Origin of the sequence: Serratia sp. BNK-10, from assembly GCF_047456065.1 — a bacterium.
In the GTDB taxonomy this organism is placed as follows: domain Bacteria; phylum Pseudomonadota; class Gammaproteobacteria; order Enterobacterales; family Enterobacteriaceae; genus Serratia; species Serratia ureilytica.
In genome coordinates this window covers 1,398,078-1,417,992 of record NZ_CP179894.1, presented here as the reverse complement: position 1 = coordinate 1,417,992, position 19,915 = coordinate 1,398,078, and the positions used below count along the sequence as shown (strand labels likewise).

At 59.7% G+C, this 19,915-nt stretch carries 19 protein-coding genes; 7 read left to right on the top strand and 12 right to left on the bottom strand.

What is annotated here, in order from left to right; genetic code table 11:
* Window positions 1–549 precede the first annotated feature (549 nt).
* Window positions 550–1,848, top strand: a complete 1,299-nt coding sequence (locus tag ACMGG9_RS06860) for an HAAAP family serine/threonine permease (RefSeq protein ID WP_033650641.1) — start codon at window positions 550–552, stop codon at window positions 1,846–1,848.
* Between the two features lie 93 nt (window positions 1,849–1,941).
* Window positions 1,942–3,309: an L-serine ammonia-lyase gene (locus ACMGG9_RS06855; protein ID WP_033642507.1), complete on the top strand. Its 1,368-nt coding sequence runs from the start codon at window positions 1,942–1,944 to the stop codon at window positions 3,307–3,309.
* Window positions 3,310–3,363: 54 nt separating this feature from the next.
* Here the strand turns inward: ACMGG9_RS06855 and ACMGG9_RS06850 are convergent, their stop codons facing one another.
* From ACMGG9_RS06850 to ACMGG9_RS06810, 9 genes are all read right to left on the bottom strand, one after another.
* Entirely contained in the window at window positions 3,364–4,029 is a 666-nt protein-coding gene (locus ACMGG9_RS06850) for a response regulator transcription factor (protein ID WP_164106161.1), read from the bottom strand.
* A complete protein-coding gene (locus tag ACMGG9_RS06845) occupies window positions 4,026–5,414 on the bottom strand; it encodes an FKBP-type peptidyl-prolyl cis-trans isomerase N-terminal domain-containing protein (protein WP_164106162.1) in 1,389 nt (462 codons plus the stop codon). The genes ACMGG9_RS06850 and ACMGG9_RS06845 overlap by 4 nt, the downstream gene beginning before the upstream one ends.
* A complete protein-coding gene (locus ACMGG9_RS06840; RefSeq protein ID WP_046686746.1) occupies window positions 5,411–5,833 on the bottom strand; it encodes a hypothetical protein in 423 nt (140 codons plus the stop codon). Before ACMGG9_RS06840 ends, ACMGG9_RS06845 begins: the two co-directional genes overlap by 4 nt.
* 24 nt (window positions 5,834–5,857) lie before the next feature.
* Complete coding sequence (locus tag ACMGG9_RS06835) at window positions 5,858–6,412, bottom strand: fimbrial protein (RefSeq protein WP_033642504.1); 555 nt, start codon at window positions 6,410–6,412, stop codon at window positions 5,858–5,860.
* A 50-nt stretch (window positions 6,413–6,462) separates the two neighbouring features.
* Complete coding sequence (locus ACMGG9_RS06830; RefSeq protein WP_046897038.1) at window positions 6,463–7,101, bottom strand: fimbrial protein; 639 nt, start codon at window positions 7,099–7,101, stop codon at window positions 6,463–6,465.
* A 74-nt stretch (window positions 7,102–7,175) separates the two neighbouring features.
* Window positions 7,176–7,940, bottom strand: coding sequence for a fimbria/pilus periplasmic chaperone (locus ACMGG9_RS06825; protein ID WP_164106163.1), 765 nt, complete (start codon window positions 7,938–7,940; stop codon window positions 7,176–7,178).
* Between the two features lie 79 nt (window positions 7,941–8,019).
* Window positions 8,020–10,554, bottom strand: coding sequence for an outer membrane usher protein (locus ACMGG9_RS06820; protein ID WP_147880290.1), 2,535 nt, complete (start codon window positions 10,552–10,554; stop codon window positions 8,020–8,022).
* 47 nt (window positions 10,555–10,601) lie between these two features.
* Window positions 10,602–11,138, bottom strand: coding sequence for a fimbrial protein (locus ACMGG9_RS06815; protein ID WP_033642500.1), 537 nt, complete (start codon window positions 11,136–11,138; stop codon window positions 10,602–10,604).
* A 78-nt stretch (window positions 11,139–11,216) separates the two neighbouring features.
* On the bottom strand, window positions 11,217–11,738 hold the full coding sequence (locus ACMGG9_RS06810; protein ID WP_025302212.1) for a fimbrial protein: 522 nt from the start codon (window positions 11,736–11,738) through the stop codon (window positions 11,217–11,219).
* Window positions 11,739–12,401: 663 nt separating this feature from the next.
* Between ACMGG9_RS06810 and ACMGG9_RS06805 the strand changes: the two genes are divergently transcribed.
* From ACMGG9_RS06805 to ACMGG9_RS06795, 3 genes are all read left to right on the top strand, one after another.
* On the top strand, window positions 12,402–12,734 hold the full coding sequence (locus ACMGG9_RS06805) for a hypothetical protein (RefSeq protein WP_147880291.1): 333 nt from the start codon (window positions 12,402–12,404) through the stop codon (window positions 12,732–12,734).
* Between the two features lie 232 nt (window positions 12,735–12,966).
* Window positions 12,967–13,785: a fimbrial protein gene (locus tag ACMGG9_RS06800; protein ID WP_033633691.1), complete on the top strand. Its 819-nt coding sequence runs from the start codon at window positions 12,967–12,969 to the stop codon at window positions 13,783–13,785.
* Window positions 13,786–13,804: 19 nt separating this feature from the next.
* Window positions 13,805–14,296: a fimbrial protein gene (locus tag ACMGG9_RS06795; RefSeq protein WP_414161999.1), complete on the top strand. Its 492-nt coding sequence runs from the start codon at window positions 13,805–13,807 to the stop codon at window positions 14,294–14,296.
* A 97-nt stretch (window positions 14,297–14,393) separates the two neighbouring features.
* Here the strand turns inward: ACMGG9_RS06795 and ACMGG9_RS06790 are convergent, their stop codons facing one another.
* On the bottom strand, window positions 14,394–15,599 hold the full coding sequence (locus ACMGG9_RS06790) for a serine hydrolase (protein WP_033633487.1): 1,206 nt from the start codon (window positions 15,597–15,599) through the stop codon (window positions 14,394–14,396).
* 467 nt (window positions 15,600–16,066) lie between these two features.
* On the opposite strand from ACMGG9_RS06790, the gene ACMGG9_RS06785 reads away from it, so the two are divergent.
* The gene (locus ACMGG9_RS06785; protein WP_042784067.1) at window positions 16,067–17,434 is read left to right on the top strand and encodes a pyridoxal-phosphate dependent enzyme; all 1,368 of its coding nucleotides are present in this window, start codon (window positions 16,067–16,069) and stop codon (window positions 17,432–17,434) included.
* 12 nt (window positions 17,435–17,446) lie between these two features.
* The gene (locus ACMGG9_RS06780; RefSeq protein WP_213587266.1) at window positions 17,447–18,592 is read left to right on the top strand and encodes a trans-sulfuration enzyme family protein; all 1,146 of its coding nucleotides are present in this window, start codon (window positions 17,447–17,449) and stop codon (window positions 18,590–18,592) included.
* Window positions 18,593–18,651: 59 nt separating this feature from the next.
* On the opposite strand, the gene ACMGG9_RS06775 is transcribed toward ACMGG9_RS06780, so the two are convergent.
* Window positions 18,652–19,674, bottom strand: a complete 1,023-nt coding sequence (locus ACMGG9_RS06775) for an isopenicillin N synthase family dioxygenase (protein WP_033644235.1) — start codon at window positions 19,672–19,674, stop codon at window positions 18,652–18,654.
* On the bottom strand, window positions 19,619–19,855 hold the full coding sequence (locus ACMGG9_RS06770) for a hypothetical protein (RefSeq protein ID WP_071845076.1): 237 nt from the start codon (window positions 19,853–19,855) through the stop codon (window positions 19,619–19,621). Before ACMGG9_RS06770 ends, ACMGG9_RS06775 begins: the two co-directional genes overlap by 56 nt.
* Window positions 19,856–19,915: the final 60 nt, after the last annotated feature.

Sequence of the window (19,915 nt, the reverse complement as noted above, 5' to 3'; positions counted from 1 at the left end):
AAATACAATGTGATCTACGTCACTAAAACTGCTTAATCCGGGTTTTTAGCTAGATCCAAAACCACGCATAAAATATATTGCTCGGCTTGCTGCTGAGCACAGCGCTTTATCCGGCTAATTATTGTACAAGCCGCATAATCGCAGAAATTTTTATGAGAGCGTTCTCAGCACAAAATCTTACACAAATGTGCAACAAATGCGCGAAAAATCGATAAAAAAGCAGATAACTGCACATATTACGCATTTGAGAGCAGGATCACGGTTGTTTCTACTGTAAATCGTTATCTTGCCGCCAACAAAAATCGACAGGCAAAGACCTGTCGGCAGCGGTAACGACTTTTATCACCCCGTGGCGGTGAAAAGTCTTTGGTGAATTACCCGGCGCTGTGCCTGTGGTAATGAACACAATAAACAACCAGGGGGACGCCAAAACATCCCCGCAAGCAACACCTGATTCTTACCGCAAGCGTTGCCTGAATAGGACGTTTGACGGTTTAACCTTAAGTTTTGCCTTTTAATTTTAAATTCGTGTTCACTTCGGAGATATTTATGGACACTACACAGACCGGCACAATTGCCTCTGCGGCTTCGGGTTCCAGCACTACCTGGCGTAAAACGGATACCATGTGGATGTTGGGCCTGTACGGCACCGCCATCGGCGCAGGCGTCCTGTTCTTGCCAATCAACGCCGGCATCGGCGGTTTGATTCCTTTGATCATCATGGCCATCATCGCTTTCCCGATGACCTTCTTTGCCCACCGCGGCCTGTGCCGTTTCGTTCTGTCCGGTAAAAATCCCGGTGAAGACATCACCGCCGTGGTAGAAGAGCACTTCGGCATCACCGCCGGTAAACTGATTACTCTGCTGTACTTCTTCGCCATCTACCCGATTCTGTTGGTTTACAGCGTGGCGATCACCAACACCGTCGACAGCTTCATTACCCACCAGTTGGGCATGACGTCGCCGCCGCGCGCCATCCTGTCGCTGATCCTGATCGTCGGCCTGATGACCATCGTGCGCTTCGGTGAGCAGGCCATCGTGAAAACCATGAGCATCCTGGTCTTCCCGTTTGTGGCGGTGCTGATGCTGCTGGCGGTATACCTGATCCCTAACTGGACCGGCGCCATCTTCGAAAACGTGTCGCTGTCCGGCAGCGGTACCGGCATGGGTCACGGCCTGATCATGACCCTGTGGCTGGCAATCCCGGTGATGGTGTTCTCCTTCAACCACTCGCCGATCATCTCCGCCTTCGCCGTCGCCAAACGCGAAGAGTACGGCGCAGACGCCGAGAAGAAATGCTCCCGCATTCTGGCTTATGCACACATCATGATGGTGCTGACCGTGATGTTCTTCGTGTTCAGCTGCGTGCTGAGCCTGACACCGGAAAACCTGGCGGAAGCCAAGGCGCAGAACATCTCGATTCTGTCTTACCTGGCCAACCACTTTAACAACCCGATGATCGAGTACATCGCGCCGGTTATCGCCTTCGTCGCCATCACCAAATCGTTCCTGGGCCACTACCTGGGCGCCCGTGAAGGCTTCAACGGCCTGGTCGCCAAGTCGATGAAAAGCCGCGGCAAAACCGTCAGCACCGCCAAGTTGAACCGCATGACCGCTATCTTCATGCTGGTGACCACCTGGATCGTCGCCACCCTGAACCCAAGCATCCTGGGCATGATCGAAACCCTGGGTGGCCCAATCATCGCCATGCTGCTGTTCCTGATGCCGATGTACGCCATCCGTAAAGTGCCTGCCATGCGCAAGTACAGCGGCCACATCAGCAACGTGTTCGTGGTTGTGATGGGTCTGATCGCCATCTCTGCCATCGTGTTCAGCCTGCTCGGCTAATCACGCCCGGCCGGCGCCGCTTGCGCGCCGGCCCTCCCGCACTCCCCCATTTCCCGTATTCACCGCCTGAAACCTGAAGAAGGAGGCGAGACCATGGTCAGCGTTTTCGATATTTTCAAAATCGGCATCGGCCCATCCAGCTCCCACACCGTTGGCCCGATGAAGGCCGGCAAACAGTTCGTCGACGAGCTGATCGCGCACCAGCAGTTACAGGACACCACCCGCGTGGTGGTCGACGTCTACGGTTCGCTGTCATTGACCGGTAAAGGTCACCACACCGACATCGCCATCATCATGGGCCTGGCCGGCAACCTGCCGCACGATGTGGACATCGACAGCATTCCGGGCTTTATTCGCGACGTTGAGCAACGCGGCCGCCTGCCGCTGGCCAACGGCCACCACGAGGTGGATTTCCCGCTGCACGGCGGCATGAACTTCCACAGCGATAACCTGCCGTTGCATGAAAACGGCATGCGCATCCGCGCCTTCGCCGGTGAACGCCTGCTGCACAGCAAAACCTATTACTCGATCGGCGGCGGTTTTATCGTCGACGAAGAGCACTTCGGCCAGTCCGCCGAGGGCGCCACGCCGGTGCCCTATCCGTTCAAATCAGCGCACGATCTGCAGCAGCATTGCAAGGAGACCGGGCTGTCCTTGTCCGGCCTGGTGATGCAAAACGAGCTGGCGCTGCGCAGCAAGGCGGATATCGACGCGCATTTCGCCGATGTCTGGCAGGTGATGAGCGCCGGTATCGAGCGCGGCATCAACACCGAAGGGCTGCTGCCCGGCCCGATGAAAGTGCCGCGCCGCGCCGCCGCGCTGCGCCGCATTCTGGTGACCGGAGACAAGAACAATATTGATCCGATGAACGTGGTCGATTGGATCAACATGTTCGCGTTGGCGGTCAACGAAGAGAACGCGGCCGGCGGCCGCGTGGTCACCGCGCCGACCAACGGCGCGTGTGGCATCATCCCTGCGGTGCTGGCCTACTACGACAAGTTCATCCGCCCGGTGAACGCCAACTCCTATACCCGCTATTTCCTGGCGTCCGGCGTGATTGGCGCGCTGTACAAGATGAACGCCTCGATCTCCGGCGCCGAAGTCGGTTGTCAGGGGGAAGTGGGCGTGGCCTGTTCAATGGCGGCGGCCGGGTTGACCGAGCTGCTCGGCGGCAGCCCGGCGCAGGTGTGCATCGCGGCGGAGATCGCCATGGAGCACCATTTGGGGCTGACCTGCGATCCGCTCGCCGGCCAGGTTCAGGTGCCGTGCATCGAACGCAACGCCATTTCCGCCGTTAAGGCGGTCAACGCCGCACGCATGGCGATGCGCCGGACCAGCGAACCGCGGGTTTGTCTGGATAAGGTGATCGAAACCATGTACGAGACCGGCAAAGACATGAACGCCAAATACCGCGAAACCTCACAGGGCGGGCTGGCGATCAAGGTCGTGGCCTGCAACTGATCGCCACGGCGAGGCACTTAAGGCGCCGGCCGGTGTGACTTGGCCGGCGCCGTTTCAATAGCGATCCTTTCCTGCCGCAACGCCGGGCTGAATGCCCGCGCGAAGCCCCACAGCCCCGGGACGAGCGCTGTGCCGCAGCCAGCCGTAAAGTTCGGCATTACGCCGGAATCCCATTTTGCGCATGACGCTCATCTTGTGATTGCTGACCGTCTTCACGCTAATATCCAGCATCCGGGCGATTTGCGTGACTCCCATCTCCCGCGTCATGCAGCGCATGATCTCTTGTTCGCGCAACGTCAAGCCCCGGTGTTGGCATGCGCAGTTCTTGCCACAGCTCAGTCTGCCCGGCCATTTGCTGCGCCGCTCAAGCTCGGCGCTCACCTGATACAGCGCCGAAACCAACGGCATATCGTGGTAGATGACGCCGGCCTCCAGCGAGCAGCGGTTACCGACGGTGCGTTTATGCCTTCCCTCCGGCGTTCGCAACGAGAAATACAGCGTTTTACGCCCCACGGGCTGCGCCTCAGAGAGGTGGCAAAAACAGCTTTGCACGCCGGGAGGAAAATAGCAGAACACCAGATCGGCTTCATGAGCCTGCCGCGCATCCACTAACAGCGTGCGCTTGCCGTAAGTGCTGAAGTGCAGCGCCAGAGCCTCTTGCCAACCTGCGCTGAAGTATCGATTCTCATCAAATAGCGCGATTTTTATCATCGTGTTCATCCCTGCCCTCCCGCCGTGTCGGCTTCCCGTTTAACCGCCTGGACGCCCTTTGCCGGCGCCTGGCTGTTGTCGATGCGCAATTCATAAACCATGGTGGCGTTGGGCGGCACCTTCGGCGGGTAGCCGGTTTCACCGTAGGCCAGCGCCGGCGGCACGACCATCGTCAACGAGCCGTGGTTGTGCAGATGACTTATCGCCTCCCGGAACAGCGGCGGGTATTCGGACAGCGGTTGCGACAGCACCTTGCCGCTCAGATCCATATCCTGGATCACCGTGCCGTCGGTCAGCTTCTCTTTCACCACAACATCGACCACCGCCGTTGGCGCCAGCGCCCCCTCCCCGGCATAATCCACCCGATACCAGAAGCCCATCGCCGACTGCTTTACGCCCTTTTGTTGACTGAACTGCGTCAGGTAATCGTCATCGCGCCGCCGCTGCTGGTTAACGCGTTTCTCACGCGCGGCCACGGCGGCGGCATCCGCCTGCGCCGTCAACGTATTCAGTTCCTGCGGCGACAGCTGCAAACGTCCCGACACGCTGTCGATAACGCCCGCCAACAGGCTGTCGCGATCCACCGGCACGCCCCAGCTTTGACGCTCCGTCATCAACCCCTGAATATCCCGCCCCAGCGCACTGCCCGCCGCATAGGACAAACGCTTGCGTTCATCCTTCAACTGCTCCGGCGTCATCTCCCATTGCAGCCGCTTACGCAACGCCAGCAGGTCTTCGCGCGCATGCTGAGTCGCCTTCTGCTCACCGGCCCGCTTCTGCTCGCTTTCTTCCAACGCGGCGCGCAGAGCGTGCAACGCCTCCTGGTGCTCGCGTTGGCGTTGTGCAAGCGTTTGTGCCGATGCCTGCGCGGCAGACTCAAGTTCGGTGACGCGCCGTTCGGCCTGCGCCGCCGTCGCTCTGCTTTTGGCGGTTTCCTGCGTCGCCTGACGCAACAGCGCCTCGGCGCGCTGCGCGTCGGGCGAACCACGCCAGGCGGCGCCCAGCCCGGCGATCCACTGTTGAAGCGTTGACGAGTCCGGCAACGCCGCGACGGGTGGCGCCGCTTTCTCCGCCCGCAGCGCGGCGAGCTCCTGGCGCAGCGCCGTCAGCGCCATTCGCTGGCGCGCCAGCTGTTGATCGCGCGCCAATAATTCCTGGCTCAGCGTAAACGTTTTGGCCGGTGAGGCGGATTGGCTGTTGTCCGACAGGCGCTTCGCCGGCTCACGCTTTTTTTTCCCTGACTCACGGTCGTCCGGCGCCGTTTTTTCGGTCGCCGGACCGATATTCTGCCGTTGATACTGCTCGGCAAACTGCAGCAGCGCCGGCACGCCGTCGTCCGCTTGCGCGACGCCGGTGAACAGCAAAGCGACACAGCCCAGCAGACGCAGCCTCATTTAACCTGCTCCCCGCGATCCGCCAGCCCGGTCAACACCGCCTGATTCACCCCGGCGCACAGATAGTTGACCTTGTAGCGATACAGCGCATCCACCGTCTCCTGCGTGTCACCGTTTACCCGGGCGCGCAGGTTGGCGTACTGGGAAGCGCCGCTCATCAGGCTGTCGAACGCCTGTTTGTAGCGCTGATACTGTTTCTCGTTGATCGTGCGCAACGCGCCCAGTTGCTCCTGACACTGGCGCAGTTGCTCGGCCTCACGCTGCTTGCGCAACACCTCTTCTGACGGAGGTTGCGCAGCCTGATTTTGGGTGTTCACGGCAGGCTTGCCCGGCTTTTGGCTTTGGCAAGCGGCGGCGCTCAACGCCAACAGGCACAGCATCCCCATGCGCAGGGCGTGATTGACGTGCTTTCTCATCATTGCGTTTCTTGTCCTTGTAGGCGCTTATTCGTATTCCAACGTGAAGGTGGCCACCGCGCTGAAGGTGCCGCGGCCGATGGACTTCGTCTGGATGGCTTCCGGCTCTCCCTGCACATAGGCTTGCAGCGTGAGTGTGGTGTTGCCGGCGTTCAGACGGAATTTATCGCTGGCGCGATTGAGCGGCAGCGCCTTGCCGCTGCTGTCCTCCAGCCCGATGCCGATCCCCGACGCCAGGCTGCCGCCATCCAACGCCAACAGGCCGGGCAGTTTGGCGTTCTCAGTACCGGTAAACGTAATGGCCACCGTATTGCCCAGGCTGAGATCGCACTCGGTCAGGTGCAACGCGAAGGTTTGGCTGTGGGTGCGGGTGTTCAGGTACAGGTATTTGTCGACGATGGTGCCGAAATCCAGTTGGATGTCCTCATCCCCCGGTTGTATGACACACGGCTCGGCCACCAGCGTACCGTGAAAGCGCATGTTTTCCGCCGCAGCCGCCGGCTGCGCCATCATGCCGGCCAGCATCACCATGCCGGCTCCCAGCAGCGCGCTTCGGCGCCGGTTCGTCTCTGTCGCGCGCATGACGCCACTCCCTTTGGTTATGCTTGCGCCTGCCAGGCGCAAGCGGCGTATTAGTCGTAATAAAGACGGAAATCGATCGCCGCGCGGTAAGCGCCGGCGCTCAGCGTCGCCGGAGTGCGCACCGGCGTCACCGTATACGTCAGGGTGTTTTGTCCCGGCGTCAGCAATACCGGTTTGTTGCGCGCGCCGAGGCGGACCGGCAGACCGCGGGCATCCGCCAACTGCAACCCCAAACCGGTGACGCCGGCGACCCTGACCAGACCCGGCGCGTCGTCATCCGTCGGCGCGGAAAACGCGACGGACACCGCAGGCTGGCTGCCGCTCCAGGCCAGAACCCCGGTCCAGGCGTCGCGGTTGCTCGCCGGTGCCCGCAGGCAGTCTTTCAGCGTCAGCTCGAAGGCGACCGGCGTGCCGCGATCGCCCGGGCGCTGGAAGTGCGCCGTTCCCGTCTCGCCCAGCCATACCTCCTGGCGGGCGGTGGTCATTTCCAGGCTGCAGGCGCTTTCCGTTAACGCGCCGTAGACGTGGAGCGTGCCGTTCGCCCCCTCAACGTCCCAGTTATCCACCGCGCGGGCCGGTGGCATCAGCATCAACATCGTGCCCGCCGTCAGCGGCACCATCAGCGCGGCCAACACCGTCAGGCCAATAGTGCGTCGCTGATGACGTTCATAGGCCTTTCCCAACAGCATGGGGTTCTTTCGTTGCATGATTCGTTCACTCCGCTGTGTTCATGACTTGGTCTTCCCTGCTTGCGCGCGGCGCGTCATTTGGCGACCGGCACGACCTGGCAGGCATTGCCGGCGCAGCGGAAGTTCAACTGCGGCCGACCACCGTAATCGTTGATGTACGCCAGCGACGGGCCGCTGCCGAGGCTCGCGGCTGAGACGTTCAGCGAGGCGCTGGCCTTCGGCGCCACCATCAACGGTTCAAAGCCGGCGGCCCCTTTCCCGCCCTTGCCGGCGCTCGCCTCAACGATCGTCACGTAATACGGGGTCGGGTTGTTCACCACGTACTTGTCGCCCTGCCGGGTCAGCGTCAGCTGCTCCTGCCACGGTGCGGCGTTCTTTTTCGGGGCGAGCACCGCCGGGCGATAAAACATTTTGATGCGCGTCTGCAACGCTATCTGCAGCGTGTTCGGCTTATTGCTGCGCGGCGGTATTTCGCGCAGGTTGAAGTAATACAGCGTCTCCCTGTCCTGCGGCAGCTGACGCGCCGCCGGCAGCGACTGGATCTTCACCTGGCTCGGTTTGCCCGGCTCCACCCGCTGCACCGGCGGCAGCACGGTGAAAGGGCTTTGGATCTTGTTGCCGCGATCGTCTTCAATCCACCCCTGGGCCAGATAGGGCAATTGCTTATTCTGATTGCTGATGTTGAGGCTGACCGTTTTCTGGTCGCCGTCGAAAATCACGCGCGTGCGATCCAGCGCGATAGCCGCATGGGCGGGCAGGCCGATCGCGCCGATCGTCAACGCGGCGGCGAGCGAGCTCAAAAGGGAAACGGTCTTTCTGGTCATAGTCAGATTCATCATGTCTTCACGGTTCCAGTCAGCCGAAGGCGGGCGATTCCGCCCCGGCGGTTTAGCGGCGAAGCACGCTCCGCCGGGGGTATCAGTTGGCGTTCTCCGCCGGCTTGTTACCGGTGAGAGGACGGCAAGGCAGCAGCAACGTGTTCATCAGCATTTCGGCCGGCAACGGCGCCGGCAGCTGGATTTCACACTGCGCCGCGCCGTTCCAGTGCACGCTCATGCGCTCGCCGGGGTTGAGGCCGGACAGGTAAACGCTGCCGCCGTCATTGATGATGCCGGTCTCCTGTTTGCGGGCATTCAGCACCGTGGCGCCAAACGGCGGCTCACTGCCGTCCGCCAGCTTGACGATCGCCATCGCCTTCTCGCCGGCAATCACCTCGAACTTGCGGTAGCCGATGGCGCCCTCGGTCAACGTGGCCTGCACCACGGAACGCGTCGCCTCGACGTTGTCGCCCAGGCTGTTGAGATCGATGCTGGCCTTGTTGCGGTAGTAGCTGTTCACATCCGCCACCACCGCCTTGCCGTAACGGTTGGTCAGCACCGTACTGCCGTAGCCACGCACCGGCACGCCGGCGACGCCTTCGGTATCGAGCAGCAAGCGCGTGCCGCCCGGCGTATTGACCCGATGCAGCACCGCCCCTTCCGCCGCCATCGTCAGGCCGCCCTGCGCGCCGATGCCGACGGCGCTGTAGCGACCGGCCTGGTAGCTGGCGTTGGCGTTGATCTGCGCCATATCGCCCTGATGGCTGTAATACCCGCTGGCGGTCGCCCCACTGCGCGCGGCGCCCGCGCTGATCTGATAGTTGTTGTGTTCATCGACCCGGTTGTAGTAACCGACCCGATGAGCGTTCTCTTCGCGATCGAGCGTCATGTTGTAACTGAGCGTCCCGGCGCTGCCCCAGGGCAGCGACAGCGACAGGTACATCCCGTCGTCGTTGCGCTCGTTGTAACGGTTGCGATAGGCCGACAGCGATACGCTGACGTTCTTGAAATCGCCGATATCGAAGTAGCGCGATACCATCAGGTTGTAACGATCGTTCGGCGCCCGATCCCAGTAGGTTTGGTGGCTGTAGTTGAGATAGGTGCTGAGCCCCAGATCGCGGAACTGTTTGTTGAAGGTGATGGTGTACATCTCCTTGCTCTTGCCGCTGCGTCCCCCTTCGTAACGCGCATCGAGGTAGTCCCCCATGCTCATGAAATCTTCCTGGGAGAAGCGGTAACCGGCAAAGGTGACCTGGCTGTCGTATTCATCGAAGTTCTTCGAATAGCTCAACCGATACGAACCGCCGGTCAGCGTGCCATCCTGCGGCAAACGCGCGCGCGACTGCGTGGCATCGAACGACAGCGCCCCCAGCGCCATCAGATCGCGCCCGACCCCCAGCGACAGCGCGTTATAATCGCCGCCGGCGATGCCCCCACCGTACAACGACCAGCCGTTGCTGATGCCCCAGGAGAACTCGCCGGTGCCGAACATCGGCCCGCGCAGGTGATGCCCCCACTCCGACGGTTTGCCCGTCGCCAGCTTGTAACGCACCGTGCCCGGGCGCGTCAGGTAAGGAATGTTGGCGGTGTTCATCTTGAACTCCTGCACGCTGCCGTCCTGCTCTTCGACGCGCACGTCCAGCTCGCCGGAAACGGCGTCGTTGATGTCCTGAATGCGGAACGGCCCCGCCGCCACTTGCGTTTCATACAGCACGCGCCCTTGCTGGCTGACCACCACCTTGGCGTTGGTTTTCGCCACGCCGGTCACTTCCGGCGCATAGCCGCGCAGGTTGGGCGGCAACATGCTGTCGTCGGATCGCAGACTGACGCCGGTAAAGCGCAGGCTGTCGAAAATGTCGGAGTTCAGGTAATCCTCCCCCATCGTCAGCCGCGAACGCAGCGCCGGGATCGCCCGATAGGCGTAATAGCGGCTCCAGTCGAACTGTTTGTCAGTCGGCTGAGAAGATCCGGTCTGGTGGTTGAGGTTGGCCTGCCAGTCGGCGCGCAGGCGCCAGGCGCCCAGGTTGGCGCCGCCGGTGCCGTTGCCGCTCAGGCTGTAGCTGCTGCCGCCTTTCTGGTGCTTTTGCGTTTGGGCGTTGACGTTATAGTCAAACAGCAGCCCGGGAATACCGTCATCCCAGCGCGAAGGCGGATCCCAGTTTTCCGAGCTGTACTCCAGATAGGCCTGTGGGATGTTGAGATACAGCGCGGAACTGGCGAGATCGCCGCGCGCTTCCATCCCTGCCAGACTGGAGGCGTCAAGGCAGCGGCCGCCGTGTGTCCAGTTCAGCGTGCTTAACAGCTTTTCTTTCAGCCCCAGTTGGTTGACCAATGCCGGTGAAAGACAGGCTTCGCTGCCTTTAGGATCGTTCTCAGGCGCCAAAAACGTCACCGGCTGTTCCGGCAGGTCGTTCTTATTGACGTGCACCACCATGGTATAAACGCCCGGCATGATGTAGCCGCTGCGCGTAAATTGGCTCAGATCGATATTTTTACGATCGTTGATGTCTAATACGTCAGTATTGAATTGAATAACGTCGGCGGCATAGACCAACGCGATCGGATTTCCCAGAGAAAGGGCAACACAAAGCCCCAAAGCTTGAAGACGAAATAACTTCCCTGCCGGTGAAAGCATAATAAAAGTCCTTTCAATAACGAATTAACCGTCAGTACGAGAAAAAATCAAAAATAATCCAGCTTAAAACGCACTGTGGAAAAATACGCTCCCGCCTTCAACGGCTGATGATTCGGCATCAACGTCATGGAATAATTCAGCACTCTATTTCCCGGTATTATTCCTTCCATCGGTAAGGGTTTCCCTGGAATAACCGGCGTGCCGTTGCTGTCTTTTATCTTCAATGCGACGCCGCGCGCCTCGCCCTGTACGCCAAACAGAGCGCCTTCCGCATAACCATCAAACGTGACCTGAAAGAATTTCCAATCAGGTTTGTTTTCCGGCCGTTCCAAAATGCAGTTGACCAATTCAATACTGAAAGGTTTGGTCATCCCCTGGCCGTCACGAATGATCTGCCCGAGAGGAAGAGTGTCCATATCGATCGTCTGATCGCGGCTGCCGGCGGCAATGGCGCAGGCGGTGTCGATAATGGCGCCGTGCATGCTGACTTTGCCCCACCCCTGCGCGGCGGAAGTTGCATAGCCGGGCGCAAACGCCAACGACGCCAAAAGAACGGCACCCGCTCGATTCCTTGGTAAAAACATCGCGACATTCCTTTGACAGGGAGATTCACCAGGCATGCGGCGAACCCCATGCCTGGTTGATTAAGCCTTCGGACTCACTTACTGATAAGCCAGGGTGAAATCGGCTACGGCGGTGAAGTCACCCGGAACGATGGCGGCAGAAGCGCCTTCGCCCTGCAGGTAGGCGGCGAAATGCAGGGTGTTGTTGCCGGTGTTCAGGGTCTGCGCGGTAGTCGCTTCACCCAGTTTGATCGGCTGGCCGTTGTAAGAGATGGCTACGCCGGCGCCGCTGGCGGTGCCCGCGATGCCCAGCAGATCCTTATCGGTAGACGATGCTACGCCGCTGAAGGTGGTTTTAACGGTTTTCAGGGTGGTGATGTCGCACTGCTCCAGCTTGATTTCAAACGGACGCGGGTTGGATTTGCCGCCGTTTTTCAACGCCACGTTGGACACCTGGCCCAGATCTACGGTCTGATCGATCGACTCAGGCGCAATAGAGCATGGCGCATCAATAATAGAGCCCGTGAAGGTGACCTTACCGTGTCCCTGATCGGCTGCCTGTGCAAAAGAACTTGCGCCAAATGCAATCACTGCAGCCATCATGATTTTGTTAAGTTTCATAGAACCTATATTCCTTATAAGAAAAAATGCATATTCCAATCAAGAAAAAGAGCAACAGGAAACCTGCTCGCGCTTATATGTGCGCAGCCCTGATTCTTTAGCATCTTGCTAGTTGGTTAACTGCCAAAACCCAAAGGCACCGACAATAAAAAGTCGATAACGGCAAGTCTGCAGCGGCCCACCCATTAATGAATTCGTCCTATAAAAATAAACGAAATCACAACGAGCAGGGGCCAATACTTTCTAATCCGCCCTTCTTGTCCGGCGATGAATATTCTGGCAAATGCCTCTCAGCAAAAAAAGGCTTTTTTTGATCAAGGCGAACATTCGCAATTTATTTCCTAATTAAAGTTAATTTACTGTTATTTTTAGGCTCATAGATCGTAAAAAATACTTTTATAGAGCAATATCCTGTTTTTGCGAGATTCACAAGTAATCAGATCGCAAAGTGGCTCTTTGTGAATATAATAAACCAAAATTTTAGGTTTCTGCGTGACGCCCCCCTGCCTGAACATAGGTAAAAACGGGGCGGGCAACGCCTTTTTTTTCAATCCTGATAAATAGATAGGAATTTTCTTTGTTCGCGTTTTACCTCGTTGTTGGTAGACGGTGAATGTTTGTTTTTTCTTAGGAATACGGCAATCGGAATACAGAGGAAGTGCTATGGAAGCGTTATCTCCGAAACAAAAGGAAATACGGCAATTGCAGCACGAACTGCTGCAAACATTATTCGCGCAATCGCCCCGTCAATGTCCCGTCGCCGGGCCGCCGCCACAGCAGCAGTGGCTCTCGACACGGCAACTGGCCAATGCCGTCAACGTCGGTGTTTACCGGGCTCGACGGCTGTTATTGGATCTTGTCGCCCGACAAGAAGTGATTGTGACGGACGGCTCCATCAACAACTCGTTGAGGTGGTATCCCACCGCGTTGCTGGACGGTGGCGATAACAACGGCATACCCAACAAAGATGCATCTCACTCTCCTTTAACGGAATAAATATGGCCAGCCGGCCTGATTGGCAATATTTCATTGCGGAGTAACGCCGCACACCATTTATATATATCGGGATATTATCGTGAGAAAAACAGCCCTGCTATTTTTACGTTGCTGCCTGGCACTCTCTTTCTTCCTGCTGTTTGGCAACGCCAACGCATTTACTTGCCGCACGTCCGATGGCGGACTTATTCCCCCGGGGGGATCGGCCACGCCGGTTGACGTCCGGGTTCGCATCGGGCCGCAGCTTTCTTATGGCAAAAACGAAATCGTCAACGTCAGCCAGGTCACCTGTAAAAACGACGTCGCGAGCTGGTACGACTATCTCAAAACCGATAGCCCGGCGCTGTCGATGAACGGCGCGATTTTTGGCTCGATCGGCAGCGGCACGACCATCAACGGCAGCGACTATAACTCCCCGGTGCCTGCCGGCATCAGCGTACTCAGCCTCACCGGCTTGCAGACCCAGTCTGTCGCCATCCGGGTCTATATCGTGTTGAACCGTTTCCCAACGCCGGACATCAAGGTGAATAAGGGTGACGTCATCGGCCAAATCAACTTTATTCAGACCAACGATCAACCGGGCTGCCCACAGTGCGGCGTTTATCGCTGGCGCCTGATCGCCGACAACGACGCCTACTTCGTCACCACCAGTTGCACCATCAACAACGGCCAGCAAATTAATGTCGATTTTGGTCAGATCCGCCAGGACTTCCTGACCCAGAGCGCCAACGACGCCCAGATCAAACAGGACAAAGCGCTCAGCTACCAGTGCGACGATCAGAGTGCGACGCAGGATATTCTGATCCGGATGGTCAGCGACGCCAGCGGATTCTCCAGCGATTTTATCAAGACCACCAACCCCAACGTCGGCGTGGCCATGGTGCACAACGGCGCGGTGGTAAAGCCCAACAATGCCTTCAGAACGCGCATCGTCAACGGTCTGGGCAACGACACCGTCACCTTTGTGCCGGTGAAGAACAATGTCCCTTACACCAGCATCGCCACCGGTCCGCTGTCGGGCTCGGCCACGCTGATCTTCAGCGCACCTTGAGACGGGAGCCAGAATGAACATGACGATAAAAACGGGCTGCGCCCTGCTGTTGGCGCTGGAGTTGATTAGCTCGGCCGCTCAGGCCGCCGATCAGGGCACCAAAGTCAACATCACCGCCACCGTGGTGGCGCCTCCGCCTTGCGTGATCAACGACGGGCGCACCATCGATATCGACTTCGGCAAGGTCGGCATCAAACGCATCGACGGCAGCCGCTATATGCAACGCATCGATTACAGCATCAAATGCGAGTTTCTGGATAACAGCCGCCAGTTGAAAATGAAGATCATGGGCAGCGCGGCGGCCTTTGACAACAGCGTGTTGACCAGCAGCGTCACTGGATTGGGCATCAAGCTGTTGGCCAACGGTAAGGCCTTCGCCATCAATACGCCGCTGAACATCGACTACGCCAATCCGCCGACGCTTGATGCGGTGCCGGTAAAAAACAGCGCCGTCACCCTGGCGGAAGGCGATTTCACCAGCGGCGCCACCATGCTGGTGGACTACTTTTAATCACCGCGCCGCAGAAACTCGCGAAAAAAAGCCGCAACGTCTCCGTTGCGGCTTGGTCGAGGATGGTGCGCCCGGGGCGCTCCTTACATCAGGCTATTCAGCCGAAGATCCCGCCGAACCACTGGCTCAGCTTCATCATCACCATATCCCAGATGCGGCTGAAGAAGTTGCCCTCTTTCACCTCTTGCATCACCACCAGCGGGTGCTGTTCGATGGTTTTGCCGTCCAGCTGGAAATCGATGGTGCCGACCACCTGGTTTTTCGCCAGCGGCGCTTCCAGCGTCGGTTGGGTCAGCTTGTAGCTGGCCTTCAGGTTTTTCATCTGCCCTTTCGGAATGGTGACCGAGGCGTCTTTCGCCACGCCAAGCGGCACTTCGCTGACGTCGCCGAACCACACTTTCTGGGTGACGAACGGTTTATCGGCCTTGATCGGCGTCGCGGTTTCATAGAAGCGGAAGCCCCAGGTCAGCAGCTTTTCGCTTTCGCTAAAGCGCACGCGATCGCTCGGCGCGCCTAAAACCACCGAGATCAGACGCATCGGTCCGTCGGTAGCGGACGCCACCAGGTTGTGGCCGGCGCCGCTGGTGTAACCGGTCTTGATACCGTCGACGTTCAGGTTGCTGCTCCACAGCAGACGGTTGCGGTTAATCTGGCGGATCTTGTTGAAGGTGAACTCTTTCTCTTTATGCAGCGCGTATTCGTCCGGCACGTCGCGGATCAGCGCCTGACTCAACAGCGCCATGTCACGCGCGGTGCTGTACTGCCCTTCCGCATCCAGGCCGTGCACCGTCAGGAAGTGGGTATTCTGCAGGCCCAGGGATTTGGCATAGTTGTTCATCAGGCCAACGAACGAATCCTGGCTGCCCGCCACGTAGTCTGCCAGCGCGATGCTGGCGTCGTTGCCGGACTGGATCACGATGCCCTTATTCAGTTCCAGCACCGGCACCTGATCGCCCGGCTTGATGAACATCAGCGAAGAGCCGCGCAGCGCCGGGTTACCGGGCGCCCAGGCGTCTTTGCCGACGGTGACCATGTCTTCCGGCTTGATCTTGCCGGCCTTGATCGCCTGGCCGATCACGTAGCTGGACATGATCTTGGTCAGGCTGGCGGGATCGAGACGGGTGTCGGCATTGCCTTCGGTCAGCACCTTGCCGCTGTTGTAGTCCATCAGAATGAAGGCCTTGGCGTCTACCTGCGGCGGCGCCGGCGGCTCGGCCGCGTGTACGGCCGGGGCGGCCAGCAACAGGATGCCTACGCTGAAGGTCAATTTTTTCAGGGAAGTGGATAAGTTTTTTTTCATCATGACGTCGCCAGAGTGTCCATTCAAAACCATTGAAATAGCGTTAACTTTCAAACATGTTCACGTTTTAAGCCAACCAGCGAGAGTGGCCCGGTGCGCGCGTGCCGGCCGCAACCCCCTGCGGCGCCCGTAGCGGGTAACACAACACACCGAAAATGCCCTTGCTGTGAGTTTATGTGATTTATCTTATTTTTGCAGGGTTTAGCGTGAATTTTCAGCATTTTTACATAACTGTACGCAGGCACGCACTTATCGTTCAAAAAAGCATCGAGACGCGCACTTTCGCCCCCATCCACGGCTAAACGGCCAAGCATCTGCACCGCTAAACATCTGCGCTTCCATACGTCTAAAAAAGATTAATATATTCCATAATTGCATATAGAACCGTTATTTGTTCTTTTTAAAGCGCTTATCCTCAGCGCTATCATCCGCACAACGACTTTTATACCGAATAATCCTGGAGATGAGTCATGGCGATCCCCCATTCCGTCATCGAGATGATTGGCAATACCCCGATGTTGGAACTGACCCAGTTTGATACCGGCCCGTGCCGGCTGTTCGTCAAGCTGGAGAACCAAAACCCCGGCGGTTCGATCAAAGACCGCGTGGCGCTGTCGATGATCGAGCAGGCCGAGCGCGACGGCAAACTGCAGCCGGGCGGCACCATCATCGAAGCCACCGCCGGCAATACCGGCCTGGGGTTGGCGCTGGTGGCGGCGCTGAAAGGCTATAAGCTGCTGCTGGTGGTGCCGGACAAGATGAGCCGCGAAAAGATCTTCCACCTGCGCGCGTTGGGGGTAGAGGTGTTGCTGACGCGTTCGGACGTCGGCAAGGGGCACCCGGCTTATTATCAGGATTACGCTAAACGCCTGGCCGGGGAGATCCCCGGCGCCTTTTATATCGATCAGTTCAACAACCCGGCCAACCCGGCGGCCCATACCACCACCACCGCGCCCGAACTGTGGCGGCAGATGGATCATGACGTGGACGCCATCGTGGTCGGCGTCGGTTCCGGCGGCACGCTGGGCGGGTTGAGCCGCTATTTCGCCGAGGTTTCGCCGCAGACGGAATTCGTGCTGGCCGACCCTGCCGGCTCTATCCTGGCGGACTATCTCGACCACGGCCAAATCGGCGAAGCGGGCAGTTGGCTGGTGGAAGGCATCGGCGAAGACTTCGTCCCGCCGCTCAGCGACTTTGACCAGGTGCGCCACGCTTACCGCATCGGCGATGAAGAAGCCTTCACCACCGCGCGCGATCTGCTGCGCAAGGAAGGCGTGCTGGCGGGCTCCTCCACCGGCACCCTGCTGGCCGCCGCTCTGCGTTACTGCCGCGCGCAAACCGAACCCAAGCGGGTCGTGACCTTCGTTTGCGACAGCGGCAACAAATACCTGTCTAAAATGTATAACGACCACTGGATGCTGGAGCAGGGCCTGCTGAGCAAACCGCAGCACGGCGATCTGCGCGATCTGATCGCTTATCGCCACGACGAAGGCGCCGCCGTTTCCGCCGCGCCGGACGACACGCTGGCGATCGTGCACGCCCGCATGCGGCTGTACGACATCTCGCAGCTACCGGTGCTGGAAGGCGATCGGGTGGTCGGATTGATCGATGAGTGGGATCTGCTGAACGCCGTCCAGGCCGACGCCGCCCACTTCAGCCTGCCGGCCGGCAGCGCGATGACCAAGCAGGTCCAGACGCTGCAAAAGGAAGCCGGCTACGAGGAATTACAGGCCACCTTCAACCATGGCCACGTCGCGGTGGTGCTCGACGGCGAGCGCTTCCTCGGCCTGATTACCCGCACAGACGTGCTTAACGCCTGGCGCCAAAAATTACGTTAATAAGGATCCATTATGGCCAAGTTTGATACGTTGACCGTTCACGCCGGTTACACCCCGGATGCGACCGGCGCAGTGATGCCGGCGATTTACGCCACCTCCACCTACGCCCAACCGGCACCGGGCGAACATACCGGCTACGAATACTCCCGCAGCGCCAACCCGACGCGCACCGCGCTGGAAAGCGCCATCGCCGAACTGGAAGGCGGCAGCCGCGGCTACGCCTTCGCCTCCGGTCTGGCGGCGTGCTCCACGGTGCTGGAGCTGCTCGATAAAGACAGCCACCTGATCGCGGTAGACGACCTGTACGGCGGCACCTATCGCCTGCTGGAAAAAGTGCGCAGCCGCACCGCCGGCCTGCGCGTGACTTACGTGTCGCCGGCGGATCTTGCCGGGCTGGAACAGGCGATCGAGCCGGAAACCAAAATGATCTGGGTCGAAACGCCAACCAACCCGCTGCTCAAGCTGGCGGATCTGAGCGCCATCGCCGCGATCGCCAAAAAGCATCAGCTCATCAGCGTGGCGGACAACACCTTCGCCTCGCCGTATCTGCAACGTCCGCTGGATCTGGGCTTTGACGTGGTGGTGCACTCCGCCACCAAATACCTTAACGGCCACTCCGATGTGGTGGCGGGCGTCGCGGCGGTGGGGAATAACCCGGCGCTGGCGGAACAGCTCGGTTTCCTGCAAAACGCGGTCGGCGGCATTCTCGATCCGTTCAGCAGCTTCCTGACGCTGCGCGGCATTCGCACTCTGGCGCTGCGCATGCAGCGCCACAGCGATAGCGCGCTGCGCATCGCCCAGTGGCTGGAGAGCCAGCCGCAGGTGGAAAACGTCTATTACCCCGGCCTGCCGAGCCATCCGCAGCATGAGCTGGCGGCGCGCCAGATGACGCGCTTCGGCGGCATGATCTCGGTACGGCTGAAAGGCGACGACGCCTATGCGCGCCGGGTCATCCAGCGTTCGCGCCTGTTCACCCTGGCGGAAAGCCTGGGCGGCGTGGAAAGCCTGATCAGCCAGCCGTTCAGCATGACGCACGCCTCCATTCCGCTGGAACAGCGCTTGGAAACCGGCATCACGCCGCAGCTGGTGCGCCTGTCGGTAGGGATTGAGGATGTGGAAGATCTGATCGCCGATCTGCAGCAGGCGCTGGCGGAATAATCGCCGCATCAGCGCACCATCAGCCCGGCCGACGCGCCGGGCTTTTTTACGCCCGGCGTTCAGACGCCGATGACGTCCTGATAAAAACGGTGCGCCACATCGGGGTGAGAGCGGATGCGCCCTTTCAGGTAATTGTCGCCCACGTCGCGAAACAGCGGGTTGAGCGGATCGCTGGCCGGGCCGCGCGCCTGCGCCGCCAGCTGCGGCGGCAGTTGATACAGCGGCACCACCGCGTCCAGCCGCGCGCCGAGGAAGAAAGCGATCGACAACCTGTCGCGCCCCGCCGGCGGCGTTTCCACCCGGTGCACCGTGGCGCGCAGATAGCCGTTGGTCGCGAGTTCCAGCAGCTCGCCGATGTTCACCACGAAGGTGTCTTCACGCGGCTGCGCGTCTATCCATTGCCCTTCGCTCACCTCTACCTGCAGCCCTTTTTGCGCGTCCTGCAGCAAAAAGCTGAGAAACCCGGAGTCCTTGTGCGCGCCGACGCCCTGTGCGCTGCCGGTGGCGTCCCGCCCCGGGTAGCGGATCAGTTTGATGTGCTCGTTGGGCTTCTCGCCGTACAAACGATCGAACGCCTGCTCCGGCAGCGACAGCGCCAAAGCGAAAGCGCGCAGCAGCCGCAGCGACATGGCGGTCATGGCCTGTTGCCACTGCAGCAGCAGCGGTTTCAGCGTCGGCAGCGCCGCCGGCCACTGGTTTGGCCCCTGCAGGCGCGCCCAGCGCGGCGTGTCATCAGACAGCGTCAGCGCCGGGCGTTCGGCGCCGATATCGAACTGCTCGCGCCAGTCAGGCTGCCCGCGCGTGAGTTCCGCCGCCGCCCGGTTGTAACCGCGAAAGTGCGGCGAATGCACCATCTGCACCGCCAGCTTGTCGGCTTCCGGCAGGGCGAAGAATTGCCGCGCGGCGTGCTGCAGCCGCGCATTCAGCGCGCCGTCCACGCCGTGGCCGCGCAGATAGAAAAAACCGACGTCGCGGGCCGCCGCGCGCAGATCGTCGAGAAAGGCGCGCCGTTGGCGCGCATCACCGTCAAGCTGCGAAAGATCCAGCAGCGGCAGCGTCTTCTGCGTCGTCAGATGCGTCATCATGCGGTTCCTCTTCTTCCCCGATCACGATCGGGCTGCCATACAGGCGAATAATCAACATTGTCACTCCCCAGCGGGTAGCTGCATTTGCTTCATAGTTATCACCGCGCTCGCCGGAGCGGCCAATATTGTTGCGTTCTAAGTTATGCAAACGTTCAACAAACTGTCGCAAAACCGTCATCAATGTTTCTTATGCTCTGCGCAATTTCGCCGACGCCGCTGGCTGGCGATGTGCGCTATC

What these genes read in the sequence shown, in the direction of transcription:
- ACMGG9_RS06790 (WP_033633487.1), bottom strand. Translation starts at nt 15,599, where the DNA reads ATGATGAAAAAAAACTTATCCACTTCCCTGAAAAAATTGACCTTCAGC.
- ACMGG9_RS06780 (WP_213587266.1), top strand. Translation starts at nt 17,447, where the DNA reads ATGGCCAAGTTTGATACGTTGACCGTTCACGCCGGTTACACCCCGGAT.
- ACMGG9_RS06860 (WP_033650641.1), top strand. Translation starts at nt 550, where the DNA reads ATGGACACTACACAGACCGGCACAATTGCCTCTGCGGCTTCGGGTTCC.
- ACMGG9_RS06850 (WP_164106161.1), bottom strand. Translation starts at nt 4,029, where the DNA reads ATGAACACGATGATAAAAATCGCGCTATTTGATGAGAATCGATACTTC.
- ACMGG9_RS06770 (WP_071845076.1), bottom strand. Translation starts at nt 19,855, where the DNA reads ATGACGGTTTTGCGACAGTTTGTTGAACGTTTGCATAACTTAGAACGC.
- ACMGG9_RS06830 (WP_046897038.1), bottom strand. Translation starts at nt 7,101, where the DNA reads ATGCTGTTGGGAAAGGCCTATGAACGTCATCAGCGACGCACTATTGGC.
- ACMGG9_RS06815 (WP_033642500.1), bottom strand. Translation starts at nt 11,138, where the DNA reads ATGTTTTTACCAAGGAATCGAGCGGGTGCCGTTCTTTTGGCGTCGTTG.
- ACMGG9_RS06785 (WP_042784067.1), top strand. Translation starts at nt 16,067, where the DNA reads ATGGCGATCCCCCATTCCGTCATCGAGATGATTGGCAATACCCCGATG.
- ACMGG9_RS06855 (WP_033642507.1), top strand. Translation starts at nt 1,942, where the DNA reads ATGGTCAGCGTTTTCGATATTTTCAAAATCGGCATCGGCCCATCCAGC.
- ACMGG9_RS06840 (WP_046686746.1), bottom strand. Translation starts at nt 5,833, where the DNA reads ATGATGAGAAAGCACGTCAATCACGCCCTGCGCATGGGGATGCTGTGC.
- ACMGG9_RS06810 (WP_025302212.1), bottom strand. Translation starts at nt 11,738, where the DNA reads ATGAAACTTAACAAAATCATGATGGCTGCAGTGATTGCATTTGGCGCA.
- ACMGG9_RS06835 (WP_033642504.1), bottom strand. Translation starts at nt 6,412, where the DNA reads ATGCGCGCGACAGAGACGAACCGGCGCCGAAGCGCGCTGCTGGGAGCC.
- ACMGG9_RS06805 (WP_147880291.1), top strand. Translation starts at nt 12,402, where the DNA reads ATGGAAGCGTTATCTCCGAAACAAAAGGAAATACGGCAATTGCAGCAC.
- ACMGG9_RS06820 (WP_147880290.1), bottom strand. Translation starts at nt 10,554, where the DNA reads ATGCTTTCACCGGCAGGGAAGTTATTTCGTCTTCAAGCTTTGGGGCTT.
- ACMGG9_RS06795 (WP_414161999.1), top strand. Translation starts at nt 13,805, where the DNA reads ATGACGATAAAAACGGGCTGCGCCCTGCTGTTGGCGCTGGAGTTGATT.
- ACMGG9_RS06775 (WP_033644235.1), bottom strand. Translation starts at nt 19,674, where the DNA reads ATGACGCATCTGACGACGCAGAAGACGCTGCCGCTGCTGGATCTTTCG.
- ACMGG9_RS06845 (WP_164106162.1), bottom strand. Translation starts at nt 5,414, where the DNA reads ATGAGGCTGCGTCTGCTGGGCTGTGTCGCTTTGCTGTTCACCGGCGTC.
- ACMGG9_RS06825 (WP_164106163.1), bottom strand. Translation starts at nt 7,940, where the DNA reads ATGATGAATCTGACTATGACCAGAAAGACCGTTTCCCTTTTGAGCTCG.